Below are 13,574 nucleotides of genomic sequence, written 5' to 3'. Positions count from 1 at the left end.
GCGTTCCCGCAGGAAAGACCAGCAGACGACGAGAAGGCAAGCGGACCACGGGAAGGCAAGCGGACGGCGGGAAGGCAAGCGGACCAAGAGTGCTCGCAGCGCCACCCACCCGTCAGCGTCCACGGTCGGACCAGCCGGACCCGGGGAAGGCACTCATCTTTAGAGTTCTTGTCGTTTTATCGATTAATTGGCCGGCACTACCCGTCGCCGTCACCCCCCATCCCGGCACATCGCGGACGTCCACCCATCAGCTGACCACACCCCGAGGTACTCCCGGGCGCGATAACACCTCGGACATCCGATGAATTTTCCTACCACTTTCAAACAAATCCGCGTATTGCGCCTTCACTAGGGTTTATACCCAAATGACCCCAAGCCACGAATCGACCAATCCCCCATCCCGCCCCCGCATGGATAAAGTACCGCCAACATTCCCTGCCATATTGTACTTAACTTTCGACAAGTGTTGCCATTTCGTCAGGGCATGCATTACTCTTGTCTCGGCGGGGGAGTTATCCGTCAAATTGTAAACAAACAATTACCGCGGTTACCAAACTTCTTCAGCAACAACCTCCCCCGCCACCTCATTCAAACCAGCAATGGCCAGGCAATAGCCGCCATCTCCTCCATCGCCCACGTCCTTGATCCCGGGGCATCGGTCGGTCCTCGTTCAGTGGTCGACGGGTCCCAGCACCATCAGCTTCTCCGGGTCCGGGAAGGGCACGAACCCCACCTCGGCGTAGAGATCGTGTGCATCGGGGGTAATGAGCATGAGCCGCTTTAGCCGGAGTCGCCGGAACGTTTCCGCCACGGTCCGGGACAGCGCGACCCCGAGCCCACGCCCACGCACCTCGCGCGCGACGTAGACGTCGCAGAGCCACCCGAAGGCAACGCCATCGGTTACCACCCGCGCGTACCCAACCTGCGCGCCGTCTGGCCCGTACACGCCGAAGTTCACCGACGCCGCCGCGGCCCGCTCCACGAAATCGCGGGACCGTCCCAGCGCCCAGTACGCATCCGTCGACAACCAGCGGTGTACGCGTTCCAGATCGAGCCGACCGCGGTCCGTGTCCACCACGAAACCTCCCGGCAGCTCCACCCTGACGTCGGGGTCGGGCACCGCGATCACGTTCTCACCGGTCATGACAGCCTCCTCGCACTCGACGACAGCTCGGTACGTAAACCCTGCAGGCGTTTCCAACATGCCACCGACCATCGCCTTCCCGGAAACGAATCGCCCCTGCCCGGTCAGGCCGGATCACCGGCGGGTCTTCCCGGCCGGATGAACACGACCAGCGCCGCGACGAACGCCACCACGCCGGCGCCCAGCAGGACGTGGAACGAGAGCTGGGTGCCCGTGGTCGTTCCCGCCACCGGATCTGCCGCCTCGGCCACGTTGACGATGGCGGTCGCCACCGCGGTTCCGATGGCCCCGCCGAGCTGCTGGATGGTGTTGAACGCGGCGTTGCCGTCGGTCTGGAGGTCATCAGGAAGGGAACGCAGGCCGTTGGTCATGGAGTTCGAGACGGACAACCCCGGGCAGATCGGGAAGAGCGCGTAGATCAACGCCAGCCGAACGCCTGAGCCGTGAACGCCGAGGACGGCGAAGAGCACGAGGGTCACCACCCCGATGGCGGCGCCGGTGAGGATGGGCCGCATGGGACCGAAGCGGTCCAGGATCCCGCCGCCGAACGGGGGTGAGGAGCGCACCGATGATGCACCCGGGCAGCAATAGACAGCCCAAACACATCCGGGCTGGTCCATGCGCTGGCGGAGGCGGCGTTGGTGGCGAAGACGAGGGCGACGAGGCGTGCATCGAGACGTCGTTCAAACCCTGACACGTTGTTGATCCTCATTTCTCATCTCTCATCCCGGACACGACTGCAGCGCGAATCCCGCCGGTCCAATACTGGCCCCATGCCCTCCGAGCACGCTCCAGGAACCACTCATCGATACACCCACGGCCACGGTGCGGCGGTCCTGGCCAGCCACTCCCGTCGCACCGCCCAGGACTCGGCGGGATACCTGCTCCCCCACCTGCGACAGGGCATGGACCTGCTCGACGTCGGCTGCGGACCCGCCTCCGTCACCGCCGACCTGGCCGAGCTCGTCGCGCCCGGAAGGGTCGTCGGGCTCGACGCCTCGCCCGCCGTGCTCGACATCGCCCGGGTCCTCCTGGCAGAACGAGGCCTTCGAGACCGGGTGGAGTTGATGGAAGGCGACGTGTTCGCGCTGCCCTTCGACGACGACACCTTTGACGTTGTCCACGCCCACCAGCTGCTCCAGCACCTGGACGATCCCGTGGCGGCGCTCGCCGAGATGCGTCGGGTGGTCCGCCCCGGGGGGATCGTCGCCGCGCGCGAAGCCGTGTACTCGGCGGCTGCGTGGTTTCCCCAGCCCGCGGGCATGGATTCGTGGCGGGAGATCTACATGGCCACGGCCCGGGCCAACTGTGGGGAACCCGACGCGGGAAGCAGGTTGCTGGCGTGGTCACGGGCCGCTGGTTTCCGGGATGTGAAGACGTCGGCGTCGACCTGGTGTTTCGCCACCGAGCAGGACCGCGCCTGGTGGTCCGACACCTGGGCACAGCGGTGCCTGACCTCGTTCGGCCCGCAGGCGGTGGAGTTCGGCCTGACCACGACAAGCGACCTGGAGACGATGGCCGAGGCCTGGCGGCAGTGGGGTGCCAGCGACGACAGCTGGTTCGTCGTCGTCCACGGCGAGGTCCTGCTCCGCGCCTGAACCAGCATCAGGTCGGGCCTGCCCCACCCGCGCCACGTCATCACGTTCAGGGACAGGCAGGTCATCCGCTCCCCCGACCTCCTGCACGGCCTGCATGAGGGCCAAGCCGATGTTGGGACGTCACACCCTTGGTCGGGATGTCGCAGGCCTCTGCCTCCATGGAACGTCCATGCCGCTCGGCCTGCTCGGCGAGCTGCCACTCCACCGAATCATCCAGGCCTCGGACAAGGATGGATGCCATCGCAACCACCTCCCTCAAGTGATATCAAACCGCCCGCAAGAGGCACATCGAGAGCCCTGCCACTGGATCATGAAGGTCCCAGAGCCTGGAGGGAACATGTACACATCATCGACACGTCCGTGAAACGTGTCGAAAAATCCCCAAAATTTCGACACGTCCCGCTTGTACGGTTACGCTTCGTGCATGTGGCACCATCCTGACCGCCCGCACCAGAACCTACCTCCGCTCCCACCGGCGAAGGACGTGGAGACGCCGGTGGTCCTGAAGGCGACGGTTGCGGCGAGCAGGGCACTGGCCCGGCTCGACGGGGCCTGCAAGCGATTGCCCGACCCCACCATGCTGATCAACCTCATCCCCCTGATGGAGGCGCAGGCATCGAACGAGATCGAGAACATCGTCACCACCAACGACGAGTTGTTCAAGGCGGCGCACGGGGCATTGACCCAGCCGACCCCACAGGTGAAGGAGGCGCTCCGCTATCGTGAAGCGCTCCGAGCCGGAGTGGAGTCCCTGACCTCGCGCCCCCTGACCAAGCAGACAGCAATCGACATCTGTTCCCGCCTCCTGGGGCGGCCGTCCGTCATCCGGAACACCCCGGGCACCTACATCGGAACCCCCACGAACGGGAAAAGGATCTACACGCCTCCCGAGGGACGCGAGATCATTCTGGATCACCTGAGCGCGTGGGAAAAGTTCCTGCACGGCGACCACGGCGTGGACCCCCTCGTGGTCATGGCGTTGGCCCATTATCAGTTCGAGGCCATCCACCCATTTTTCGACGGCAACGGACGCACCGGTCGCATCCTGAACCTGCTCACCCTGATCGAAACCGGTTTGCTCGAACTCCCGATCCTGTATCTGTCGGGTCACATCGTGCGCCACAAGGACGAGTACTACAGCCTTCTCAACGCCGTCACCCGCTCCGACGAATGGGAGCCGTGGATACTGTTCATGCTGACCGGGATCGAGTCGACGGCCCGCTGGACCCTGGCTCTCGTGGAGGCGACGGATGGCCTACGAGGCACCGTGGAGCACGACATCCGCCGGATCCGGCCGAAACTCCCCGCCGGGGAACTGACCCGTCTGCTCTTCACGCAACCCTATCTTCGAATAGAGAACGTGGTGGACGCGGGACTGGCCCAGCGGCAGACGGCGTCCAAGTGGCTGAATGAGCTGGCCACCACCGGCCTGATCGCCAAGGAGAAGATCGGCCGAAACGTCGTCTACATCAATCAGAAGCTGCTGAACGAACTGTTCACGACTCCCCTGCCGGAATAGGCGGCCCAGCCTGAGCGGCCCGGTGATCCGTGTCTGCCACTGCCCGCCACTCACGCTTTCTTCCCGGGAACGGACGTGGCCAGTAGTCGCCTGCCGAACGCGGCGGGGCTGCTCGGTTCGTACGCGAGGATTATCGCAACGCAGCGGTCAGCAGCCGACGGTTCACCTCGGCCCACCCTCCCGGGCCCTCTCGTAAGCGTCAAGCAGCCTGCGGGCATTGGCGGGGGAACGGAACAGGTAGGCCGTTTCCTGCCACGCGACGTATTCATCGGCGGACATGAGAACGGCGTTCCCCTTGCGGGAAACAATCTCGACGGCAGTGCGATCGGCGTTGACCTGCTCGATGAGCGGGAACAACGTCCTGCGGGCCTCGCTGGCACTGATGGACACGGCCACCCCTCCCCTGAAAGTGGTACGGATCGACGGTCCCAGCCATCGCGCTTCGTTGCCGTTTTCCCTGTACGCCCACAAGGCCCTGGAGGAGGAATCACGGTTGCGCAGCACTCAACGCCGCATATCACCCCTGGAAGAGCAGAATCGGCGTTGAGTGCTGCGCAACCGGGTCGGTCACAGTCCGTTGATGGTGGTTTCGATCATGCTTAGGGCCTGTCGCTCGAAGGCGGGATCCGGGTTGACGAGCATGTGGATGGCGAGCCCGTCCACCAGCCCGTGCAGGAGCGTTGTCACCTCTTCGACATTGAGGTCCGGAGCGGTGAGCCCGGCCCGGTGAAGGTGAGCGACCAAGTGGCGGCAGGCATCCCGGACCGTTGCATAGGCCACATCCAGGACCTCCTTTACGCGCTCATCACCGGGGGCCTCGGCTATGAGCGCGACGTTGACCTCCATCTCGGCCCGCCGTTCGGCGTCGAGGGGCAGAAGTTCCTTGATGACGGCGAGGACTAGCGCACGCGGATCCGGTTCGCGAAGATGTTCCTCGATCCGCCCCTGGGCGCGCCGCCCCACCAGCTCCGTGGCGTGCACGAGCAGATCGGCCTTGCTGGGGAAGACATGCCTGAGCGAGCCAGTGGAGATCCCGGCCTCCGCCGCGACGGTGCGAATGGAAACCCCGCTGATGCCCTGGGCATGGATCACCCGCCAGGTCGCCTCGGCGATCTCCTCCCGGCGCCGGTCGTGATCAATGAGTTTGGGCATCCTCCATGGTAGCGCATTCGTGTTACCATAATTTTTACTAGCACGATCGTATTAACAATTTGGAGGGTCGATGTCTTCTTCCGACACCCCGGCACCGCCGCGGGAACGCCAGACACTGAACGGCGCGATACTCGCCAGCGGCGTGGATCAGGCCATCCAGTTCGTTCTTCCCCTGTTCGCCGGCGCGGTGCTCGGCCTGCCCCCGTGGCAGACCGGAATGCTGGTCGCAGCGAACGCGCTGGCGACGTTCGTGGTTCGCCCGTTCGCCGGTGTGGTCGTGGACCGCGCGGATCGTGGCGTCATCGCCGGCGCAGGTGCGGGGGTGTTCGCGGTCGGGTGCGGGCTCTACGCCCTGGCGACGGGCCTGCCGCTGGCGCTGATCGCCGCAATCATGACCGGCGTGGCCGAGGCCTTCCTGTGGGTGGCGATCCGGACGATCATCGGCGAGCGCCTGCCCGAGGACTCGGGCGTGTTCGCGAAACTGGTGGCCGCGGAAGAAACCGGGGGCTGGGTGATCATGGTGCCCGCGATCATTCTGCTGTCCGCCGCCGGACATCAATGGATGTTCGCCGGCGCCGCCGCCTGCTGCCTCGCAGCCGCCCTGGAGCTTTTCAGCCTGCCGCGACGCGACGTGCCAGATGACGCGCTCGCAGGCGCGGAGCTGTCGGGCATGTCACTTCGGGGGCTCGGCGCCAGGCTGCGACCGATGCTCGCGGCCGTGGTGGTCACGATGACCGCAGAGACGACGATCAGCCTGCTGCTGATCCTGCACCTGCAGCGCGGATTCCATCTCGGGGTGGTGCAGGTCGCCTATGTATTCCTACCGGGAGCCGTCGCGATGGGTCTTCTCCCGCCCCATCTGCACCGCCTGGTCGTGCGGTTCGGCCGCCGCAGGATGCTGATGCTCGGTTCCGTGGCGAGCGCGCTGTTCGCCGTCGCACTCGTCTTTGCACCGAATCCGCCGTGGATTGCGGCACTCTGGGTGCTCTCCGCAGTCACGTGGTCCTGCGTGATTCCGGTGGAACAGTCCGTGATCGCCGAGGCGGCTGGCAGCACGCATCTCGGTCGCGGATTGGGCCTCTACGAGGCGGCGTGTCTTGCCGGGGCGACCATTGGTTCCCTCGCCGCTGGTTTCCTCTACGAATCGGGAAGCTGGCTGCTGGCCTGCGCCACATGCGCGGTGATCATCGCTTCCGGTGCCGTCTTGATCCCGGCCGCGGTGAAACGCCTCGGCGTCACCGACCGCCCCGCACCAACAGATGACTTTTTCGGCCCGACGCCACCTACGAGGCCTTGAAGGCCGTGCGCTTACCTCGCCAACCGGTCGCCCTCAGGAGCCGACACCAGACCAACCCCTGAGAACGGTGTATTGACTCACCGATTTCGATCACAACTTCTCTGCCCCATTTCACGGCGGAAACGCGCCACACCGTATCCGAAGCGACACGCCCACCCCTCCCGGGTTCAACGTCAGGGGGCGACGCCGATCCCAGCGGACCGCCGGCGGGCTAGCCGGGAAGGTTGTAGGCCGACAGGCGAACCCTCCGCTTGGAATGGCTGACCAGGGCATAGCGGCAGTTCTGCAAGGTGCCAAGCTTCATCGACAACTCGTCGGGCAGGCCCAGCAGCCTGGCGATCCCAACCCGGATGGCCAGGCCGTGGCTGGCGATCATGACGGTCTGGTTCTTGTTTTCCTTGATGATGTCGAACAGCGCCTCGCCCACCCGGTCGGCCACCTCGGCCGCGGTCTCACCGGTCGCCGAGCGGCGGAAATCCTGCCCACTGCGACGGAACTCGACCAGTTGGGGGAACTCCTGCGACACCTCGTCGATGCTGCGTCCATGCCAGGAACCGCAGTGAATCTCCCGGAGCCTCTCGTCGGTGCGCACCTCTTGGCCGGTCAGCTTCGCAACCTCGTCAGCGGTCTGCTTGGCTCGCAGAAGATCGGACGCATAGATCGCGTCCGGTTCGAGGCCCGCCATCGACGCCGCGACCGCCTGGGCCTGCCCGAGGCCCACATCGTTGAGCGGCTCGTCCAACTGCCCTTGAAACACCCCGAGCGCGTTCAGCCTGGTTTCGCCATGCCGGATCAGGATCAGTGTGGTGCTCACGAAACCTCGATTCTTTCCTTCTCGGTGACCTGGTCAATGTCCAGCGGAACCGCTGGCGCGTCCTTCCACAGCCGCTCCAAGGAGTAGAGGGCGCGTTCCTCGCTGCGCTGCACGTGCACGACGATGTCGAGATAGTCGAGCAGCACCCAGCGGGCCTCACGGTCGCCCTCGCGCCTGGCGGGTTTTACCCCGCGCCTGAGCAGCGCCTCCTCGATTCCGTCGACGATGGCGCTGACCTGGCGTTCGTTGTTCGCCGACACGATGAGGAACACGTCGGTGATCGCGAGGTGCTCCGAGACGTCGAATGCGACGATGTCCGTACCCAGCTTGTCAGCTGCCGCCTGGGCGGCGACCTTTATCAGGTCGAGGATCTGTTCAGGAACGCTCACGTGTCTCCAGCCGTGTCTTGCTGCGGGCACAGCCCGCGTTTGGCAATGTACCGGACGATGCCATCCGGCACGAGGTACCAGATCGGTGGCCCCTGCTCGGATCGGCGACGGCAATCCGTGGACCGGATCGCCATGGCCGGCACCTTGAGCAACGTTACCTTGTTGACCTGCGGATGAGCGATGTCGACCTCGACCATGGGGACACCCGGACGCGACCCCCACGAAATGCGCCAGGCCGGACAACTCGTCGGCGCCCCGCCAGCTGAGGACCTGGGTTGACGCGCCCACACCAGCGCTGAAGAACAGGTCGGCATCACCTCCGCTCTGGACGCGCAAGTCCTTGAAGGTGTCGACCGTGTAGGTATCACCGAGGCGCTCGATCTACGCGCAGGCTCCTGATCAGACTGACCCGACCACCTCATACCCTGATCCATGTGAAGAACTTTCTCCGCATCACCCTGGGCCTGCTGTTCATCGTCGCAACGTCATGGCTGCCGTCCCCGGCGCAGGCGTGCGCCTGCGGGGCCTTGGTGACCGACTCGGATGCGAACATCAATGCTGAGACCGCGTTCGTGGTGATGAACGACGGGCGGGAGCGCATCGACATGGTGATGCACCTCGATGGTGAGGCTTCCACAGCGGCCTGGATCATGCCGCTGCCTCCTGGGGGAAAGGTCAGCTTGGGTGACAAGGATGTCTTCGACCGGCTCAAGGAACTGACCAAACCTCGCCCCCGGTACGTGCCACAGTTCCTGCCCGACTCCAGGGACAGAGGACCGCAATCCGGGGTTGGTGGCCCCATTGATGGAGCGGCTCCCGGGGTTCAGGTCGTCGACGTCCAGACGGTGGGGCCGTTCGAGGTGACCACCCTGCAGGGCACCAGCGCCGCCGCGGTCAACGACTGGCTGAAGACCAACGGGTTCCCGGCCCGAAAAGAGGTGGAAACAACTTTTCAGGAGTATCTCGACGCCGGCTGGCAGATCACCGCGACCCGGCTGACGCCCGGCGGCGACTCGGCGGCGCTGTCGAACGGCCTGGACTCGCTGCGCATGGAGTTCCCCACCGACGAGCCGATCTATCCCATCAAACTGTCCAGACACGCCCGGACACGCCAAGGGGTGAAGCTCTTCGTGCTGGCGGATCACCGCATGGATACGCAGGGACCGACCTCGTATTCACACGACCTGACCGTCAAATTCGCCGGGAAGGTCCCGGCCAGTGAGCTGGGCCTCGGCGATGGTGAACGCTACCTGACAGCGGTGGAGGGCAACTTCGAGCCGACGGAGCTCACCGATGACATCCGCTTCACCCAAGCCGATTCCGACGAGGAAAACATACCCACCTACGAGGTCGCCATCCCCGTGTGGAAGGCCTACCCGGTGCTGTTGCTGCTTATCGGCGGGCTCACGTGGCTGCTCCTCCACCGACACCGCAGGAAGCGACTGGCGAACCCTGCGCGCACCGGGCACCCGTGACCACGTCTCGAACGCTGGTGAGGCATCGTGACGAACTTCCATCGGCGGAGACCGTCCGTCGTCTCTGTCACGTACAGTGGGGCCATCCGATCCGATCGATTCGCCGCGACGATGGCGAATCGGAAAAGGCCTCGACATGACCTTCCTGCCTCCGCAACCCCTTCCCCCGGATCTCATCGCCTGCCTTGAACGAGCCGATGAGTTGATGGAGAGGAAACCCGGAATCGCCCGCGACCTCCTCCTGGACAAAGCCGCCGAACTCAGCATCTCCGAGCCGCACCTCGTTCCCCCGTTCCTCGAGGAGGGCGCCCGGATCGCGCTCTACAGCGAACAACTGCCCACGGTGAGACAGCTGTTCGCCAAGGCCCGCGAGGCCAGGCAGACTCACGGTCTACCCATTGACGAGGAACACCACCGCAGGGTTTTCCGGGAGTTCGTCTCTCGCGGCGCCCTCGGTGCCACGGAGCTGACGGCCGAGGCGGCCTCCCTGCTGCAGCGTTGCCCCACCAGTGAGGCCCTGGACTACTTCATCGGGTTGATCGTTGACCGTGCCAGGATCGGGATACCGCCGTATCCGCGGTTCGCGGACGATGCCCGACGCCTGATAGAGGCGGTGGGAGCGGATCGGGTCGTGGTCGAGAACCGTTTGCTGCGTGACCTCCTCGAAACCGCGCACCTGTCCCAGGCGCCGGAGGATTTCTGGAAGGCCTACCGCGACCGGTTCATCTCCTTGGCCAGGCAGGATCCACAGGTTCGTTCGGCGCTTTTCGAGCTGAACCCCACCGAGGTCGGATCCGATACCTGGCTCGACCTGATCGAAGCCACGGGAATCGCGGACGACCTCCGCTCCGGGAACCGTGACGCCGTCGCATGGCTGACGCGGTTCGTGGACTCCCGCTGGCATTACACCTACTGGAACCGGCTCAGCCGCCTGGTTCGCACGCTGCCCCTGACCGGGGCGACGGTACGGTTAAGGCACCCCATCACCCCCGAGCTGTGCGACGCGCTGCTCGAGGCGGGTGCTGACGTACCGGAGGAGCTGTTTCCCACCTGGTTCAACGGCTGGATCAACGGCGAGGACCGCCCGGATCTGACCCATCTGGCCCGCAGCCCGTTCTCCAGTAGGAGTCTTCCCGCTCTTGTCGGGTTGCTCAGAGAACATGCGGAGGTCCTGCTGGCCCACGCGGGCAGCCGCGCGATGCTCGGTTCGTGGCTCGGCGCAGCCGTGGACGAGTCATCGACGATGCTCACCGCCCTCGACGGGCTCCGCGCCGTCCGTCCCCTGTTTTCCCCGCAGGGGCACGCTCTGTTTCCCGAGCAGATGTCCAGGCTTCTGCAGCTCTGCGCCGGCCCCCGGCTCCTCGCCGGGGCTTTCCATGACGGCATGCTCATCGAGTACACCTGGCCCGCCCTGGAGGCGGCGGTCGCCGAGCTGCACCGTGACGACCCCACCGCAGCAATCACCTTCCACGAATCCGGGACGGCGCTCGGGGTGGCGGCCCGGGGTCGGGTGATCTGGATCGACGGCGATCAGCGCATCACCGAGGCGAGATTCCACCAGCCCCGTCTGGGTGCCAGACCTCAGGAGTGGCGTTATGTCCTGAACGGCACCGTCACCGGCTGCCACTGGCTGCGCGGCAGCACCTGGTGCCTCACCTGGTCCGATGACCCTGAAACCCACCGGGAAACGCCGCCGCCGGAACCGCCAGCCGCCCAAGCGGGGCGGGTGGCGCTCCCCGGGGTCGGTGAGAGCTGGTGGATCGACGAGGACGGCGCCCTCCACCGCGAGGACGGTCAGCTGTTGTTTCCCGCTCAGGACGAGTTCGGCGACACGCATTTCCTGCACCGTGTCCCGTTGAGCGGCTGGCGTTGGTTCCGGATCCGTGATGCAGCTGTCAGCGCGAGGCTCCGCGCCGTGACACCCGAGGATGTCACGTCGCTCCTGAACGTCGTCCCGGAAACAGAGCTCCAGCACGGCCGGTTCTCCACCTGGCCCACATCAGGGGAACCGATCGCCCCGGATGTCCGCGCGGCGGCGGAGAATCTGCTGGGAACCACCGATCCGGCCCTGACGGATGCCGCGGTGTGGCTCGCTTGCCGGGTCAAGGCGTTGGCCACCTGGGCTGCTGACCTGCTGAGCCCACCCGCGGAGAAACCCGTCACCACGTCCCTGCCCGGGCCCAGTCTGAAGGTGGCCGAGTGGCTGGGTCACGGCTCCAGCGCCTCCACCCGGGAACAGCTGATCGAGGTGCGCAGGGCGTTGACCGGTGAGAACGTGACGGTGGGCATGCTTCCCCAGCTCGAGTACCTGCCTCTGGTCCTGCCGGAGGTCGTGCTGGCCCTGGCCTCGGCTCCGCTGCTGGACCGCGACGTCGTGGCGGGAGCTGCCGCCGCCGTCGCGGCCGTCATCGATTCCGGGCTCTATTCACCGGATGCCGTCGTCTTCACCTTCGAACACACCCGGGACATGCCGGTTCACCACCCCGGCAGCCTGATCGATACCCCGACCGGCCCCGCCATGTTCCTGCGGATGCCAGGAGGGTCCTACGAGATGACGGTCTACTCGCCCGGCGGTGGTGTCCCCGAGCATGTTGACGGCGCCCCGACCACGGTGTTGCTGCGGGCCCAAGGGATTCCCGCCGAGGAATTGACGGCGGCCTTCCAGGCGCTGCTCTCCACGGGGGCACCTGAATGGCGTCCCGGCAAGGTCGCCCAAATGGCCGAGGGGCTGGGGTGGCTGCGCGGCGCCGTCGCCCTTCTCCTGGGCGGGCCGCGCAACTTCAAAACGTGGAAATCCGATTTCCTGCCGAAGGAGCTGCGCGTACTGCTGGGACTCACACCCAAGGAAGCCGAAATGGCGAGGGCATTTCTGCGGGACCAGGACCCTCTCCACCTGATGAGGATTCTCGCTGCCGGGTCACGGGACCCCGAAAGGGTGGTGACCGAAGGACTCGACGTGGACGCGATCATCGAAGATTTCGGCTTGGATGAGGATGCCGTCCGATTCCCGGATGAGGTCTTCCTGGCGGCGGAGCAGGAATTCCCCTACGCCGGTGCAAAAAAGTTGGAGGCGCTGCGTTCTTCCGAAGAGCTCGAAAAATCCCTGATCTCGACGTGGCTCTGGCTGACCACCATGCTTCGCCGCGACGATCCGCTGCGTGCCTGGCTGGCCGGGCGTCTCGACGACTTCGAGTCCGGGTTCGACCCCTCCCCCTATCGAGGGATCCAGGCGGATCTGCGCGTGCCCGGCGACGGCTGGTCGCAGGATCCGCTGATCACCGCACCCGGGATCGTGGCGGAGGTGGCGGCCAGGTTCGGGCTCGCGGAGGATTCGGCCCGTTATTGGCTCCAGCTCCTGGCCCTCCACAACCCCACCGACAAGAACATCGCCCTCTGGAACGGATGGCGGAAGGCCGAACGGGAGAGGGCCGCCGCTCCTCTGTTGGAGAAGGACCTGATCGTGCGGGCCAGGCGTGCGCGCGCGGGACGTTCCCTGTTCCTGCCCGGCGGCTGGCAGGAGGCGAAAACCCCCTACCTGCCCATGGAGTCGTGGAAGTCCTCGCTCTACAACCTCGAGGCGGCGCCCAAGGTTCTTCCCCGGCTGCCCGTGGTAGTTCCGTTGGTTCCTTTCGGGCAGCTTTTCACCGACGCGTGGCGACGTTGCTTGTCGGGGGATGTCCCCGGCCAATGAGCAGAACCTTTCCGTGGCGACCGACAGGGTCGCGGGCGATATTCCCGCGACCTCCAGATCGCCCCGCTTCACTACCCCTTTGTCCCGATCAGCGGCTTTCACGTGTGCGCTGTTCCGGGTGTGATCACCTGAAGCCCCACGACCCGGGCCGCCTTGCCGAGCCTGTGGTCGTAGGCGAGAACCGCGGTGGCATCGAGTCGCATCGCCGCTTCGAGGTGCAACGCATCGAGAGTCCGCAGGTATGGCATGGGCAGCAAACCTGCGCCGCGGAGACGTACCTCGCCCCAGACTGGCCCCGGTGAAGGTCGCTCGGGCTTTCACCAAGGCCTCTGTGACACCACGAGATCGGCGACTCGGTAAAGGAGCGAGCACACAGGGAGGCTTATTCATAGGGGCGTTTTGATTTCCCCAAACTATCGTTTTGCCCCGAGCGGGGCGTAAGGGCGGCTTGCCTGATCTGAGACAATCAAAGTGTCCTACCACAAAGACTCTCAG

General features: G+C 65.5%; 13 protein-coding genes and 1 pseudogene. 5 read left to right on the top strand and 9 right to left on the bottom strand.

All coding sequences use genetic code 11. The features are described 5' to 3' along the window. Positions 1-670: 670 nt before the first annotated feature. Positions 671-1,144: a GNAT family N-acetyltransferase gene (locus ACO6D6_RS11745; RefSeq protein WP_484785438.1), complete on the bottom strand. Its 474-nt coding sequence runs from the start codon at positions 1,142-1,144 to the stop codon at positions 671-673. A 104-nt stretch (positions 1,145-1,248) separates the two neighbouring features. After that, entirely contained in the window at positions 1,249-1,710 is a 462-nt protein-coding gene (locus ACO6D6_RS11740) for an MFS transporter (protein WP_484785437.1), read from the bottom strand. A 207-nt stretch (positions 1,711-1,917) separates the two neighbouring features. Between ACO6D6_RS11740 and ACO6D6_RS11735 the strand changes: the two genes are divergently transcribed. After that, positions 1,918-2,742: a class I SAM-dependent methyltransferase gene (locus tag ACO6D6_RS11735; RefSeq protein WP_484785436.1), complete on the top strand. Its 825-nt coding sequence runs from the start codon at positions 1,918-1,920 to the stop codon at positions 2,740-2,742. A gap of 61 nt (positions 2,743-2,803) precedes the next feature. Here ACO6D6_RS11735 and ACO6D6_RS11730 read toward each other — a convergent pair whose 3' ends face one another. Further along, positions 2,804-2,983 (bottom strand): FitA-like ribbon-helix-helix domain-containing protein, encoded by a 180-nt coding sequence (locus tag ACO6D6_RS11730; protein ID WP_484785435.1) that lies wholly within the window; start codon positions 2,981-2,983, stop codon positions 2,804-2,806. 183 nt (positions 2,984-3,166) lie between these two features. Here ACO6D6_RS11730 and ACO6D6_RS11725 point away from each other — a divergent pair, with 183 nt between their 5' ends. Next, positions 3,167-4,261: a Fic family protein gene (locus tag ACO6D6_RS11725; RefSeq protein ID WP_484785434.1), complete on the top strand. Its 1,095-nt coding sequence runs from the start codon at positions 3,167-3,169 to the stop codon at positions 4,259-4,261. A gap of 162 nt (positions 4,262-4,423) precedes the next feature. On the opposite strand, the gene ACO6D6_RS11720 is transcribed toward ACO6D6_RS11725, so the two are convergent. After that, positions 4,424-4,651 carry a type II toxin-antitoxin system Phd/YefM family antitoxin gene (locus ACO6D6_RS11720; RefSeq protein WP_484785433.1) on the bottom strand — a complete coding sequence of 76 codons (228 nt, stop codon included), beginning with the start codon at positions 4,649-4,651 and terminating at the stop codon, positions 4,424-4,426. Positions 4,652-4,828: 177 nt separating this feature from the next. After that, entirely contained in the window at positions 4,829-5,413 is a 585-nt protein-coding gene (locus ACO6D6_RS11715; RefSeq protein WP_484785432.1) for a TetR/AcrR family transcriptional regulator, read from the bottom strand. 70 nt (positions 5,414-5,483) lie between these two features. Here ACO6D6_RS11715 and ACO6D6_RS11710 point away from each other — a divergent pair, with 70 nt between their 5' ends. After that, a complete protein-coding gene (locus tag ACO6D6_RS11710; RefSeq protein WP_484785431.1) occupies positions 5,484-6,710 on the top strand; it encodes an MFS transporter in 1,227 nt (408 codons plus the stop codon). 211 nt (positions 6,711-6,921) lie between these two features. On the opposite strand, the gene ACO6D6_RS11705 is transcribed toward ACO6D6_RS11710, so the two are convergent. The 3 genes and pseudogenes from ACO6D6_RS11705 to ACO6D6_RS11695 form a co-directional block, all read right to left on the bottom strand. Beyond that, a complete protein-coding gene (locus ACO6D6_RS11705; RefSeq protein ID WP_484785430.1) occupies positions 6,922-7,524 on the bottom strand; it encodes a histidine phosphatase family protein in 603 nt (200 codons plus the stop codon). Continuing rightward, a complete protein-coding gene (gene rsfS, locus ACO6D6_RS11700; protein WP_484785429.1) occupies positions 7,521-7,913 on the bottom strand; it encodes a ribosome silencing factor in 393 nt (130 codons plus the stop codon). The genes ACO6D6_RS11705 and rsfS overlap by 4 nt, the downstream gene beginning before the upstream one ends. Next, a pseudogene (locus ACO6D6_RS11695) lies at positions 7,910-8,294 on the bottom strand (nucleotidyl transferase family protein); the annotation flags it as partial. The gene rsfS and the pseudogene ACO6D6_RS11695, both read right to left, overlap by 4 nt. A 53-nt stretch (positions 8,295-8,347) precedes the next feature. Between ACO6D6_RS11695 and ACO6D6_RS11690 the strand changes: the two are divergent. Then, entirely contained in the window at positions 8,348-9,388 is a 1,041-nt protein-coding gene (locus tag ACO6D6_RS11690; RefSeq protein WP_484785428.1) for a DUF2330 domain-containing protein, read from the top strand. Positions 9,389-9,524: 136 nt separating this feature from the next. After that, the gene (locus tag ACO6D6_RS11685) at positions 9,525-13,079 is read left to right on the top strand and encodes a hypothetical protein (RefSeq protein WP_484785427.1); all 3,555 of its coding nucleotides are present in this window, start codon (positions 9,525-9,527) and stop codon (positions 13,077-13,079) included. A gap of 98 nt (positions 13,080-13,177) precedes the next feature. Here the strand turns inward: ACO6D6_RS11685 and ACO6D6_RS11680 are convergent, their stop codons facing one another. Beyond that, a complete protein-coding gene (locus ACO6D6_RS11680) occupies positions 13,178-13,327 on the bottom strand; it encodes a hypothetical protein (protein ID WP_484785426.1) in 150 nt (49 codons plus the stop codon). Between the last annotated feature and the right edge of the window lie 247 nt (positions 13,328-13,574).

The sequence above is a fragment of the Arachnia sp. genome (assembly GCF_057238465.1).
Note: the sequence above shows the minus strand (reverse complement) of the source record. Positions and strands in the feature narration are given on the sequence as shown.

Excerpts from the sequence above, each read along its gene's own strand:
- ACO6D6_RS11685 (WP_484785427.1), top strand. The coding sequence starts at position 9,525 with ATGACCTTCCTGCCTCCGCAACCCCTTCCCCCGGATCTCATCGCCTGC.
- ACO6D6_RS11730 (WP_484785435.1), bottom strand. The coding sequence starts at position 2,983 with ATGGCATCCATCCTTGTCCGAGGCCTGGATGATTCGGTGGAGTGGCAG.
- ACO6D6_RS11715 (WP_484785432.1), bottom strand. The coding sequence starts at position 5,413 with ATGCCCAAACTCATTGATCACGACCGGCGCCGGGAGGAGATCGCCGAG.
- ACO6D6_RS11680 (WP_484785426.1), bottom strand. The coding sequence starts at position 13,327 with ATGCCATACCTGCGGACTCTCGATGCGTTGCACCTCGAAGCGGCGATG.
- ACO6D6_RS11725 (WP_484785434.1), top strand. The coding sequence starts at position 3,167 with ATGTGGCACCATCCTGACCGCCCGCACCAGAACCTACCTCCGCTCCCA.
- ACO6D6_RS11745 (WP_484785438.1), bottom strand. The coding sequence starts at position 1,144 with ATGACCGGTGAGAACGTGATCGCGGTGCCCGACCCCGACGTCAGGGTG.
- ACO6D6_RS11735 (WP_484785436.1), top strand. The coding sequence starts at position 1,918 with ATGCCCTCCGAGCACGCTCCAGGAACCACTCATCGATACACCCACGGC.
- ACO6D6_RS11710 (WP_484785431.1), top strand. The coding sequence starts at position 5,484 with ATGTCTTCTTCCGACACCCCGGCACCGCCGCGGGAACGCCAGACACTG.